The organism is Pseudomonas helleri, from assembly GCF_009600315.1.
GTDB classification, from domain to species: Bacteria; Pseudomonadota; Gammaproteobacteria; order Pseudomonadales; family Pseudomonadaceae; genus Aquipseudomonas; species Aquipseudomonas helleri_A.
The window spans coordinates 1-317 of record NZ_WIWC01000144.1 but is presented as its reverse complement, the minus strand read 5'-3'; the positions used below and the strand labels follow the sequence as shown (position 1 = coordinate 317).

General features: G+C 62.8%; 1 protein-coding gene. It reads left to right on the top strand.

Annotated features, from left to right (window positions below; all coding sequences use genetic code 11):
• On the top strand, positions 1–317 hold a 317-nt coding region (locus tag GHN86_RS23170), incomplete at both ends, for an RHS repeat domain-containing protein (RefSeq protein ID WP_153383349.1).

Genomic DNA, 317 nt, shown 5'->3' with positions numbered 1-317 from the left:
CTGATCGCTGAAAAAGACCCCCTCGGCGCCGTCACTGAATACCAGTACAACGAAAGCGGGCACCTCACCGCCCTGATCCCGCCCGAGGACGAACCCACCTACTACAGCTACCTCGACGGCCACGTGCGCAAAATCCGGCGCGGCATGGCGCAGTGGTATTACGAGCGCAACGCCCAGGGCGACATCACCCGCCAGACCGATCCCGACGGCCACATCACCCGCTACACCTACAGCCCGCAAGGCAAAATCACCCTCATCCAGCACCCTGACGACAGCTACCACCAACTGACCTGGAACACCCACGGCCAACTGACCGG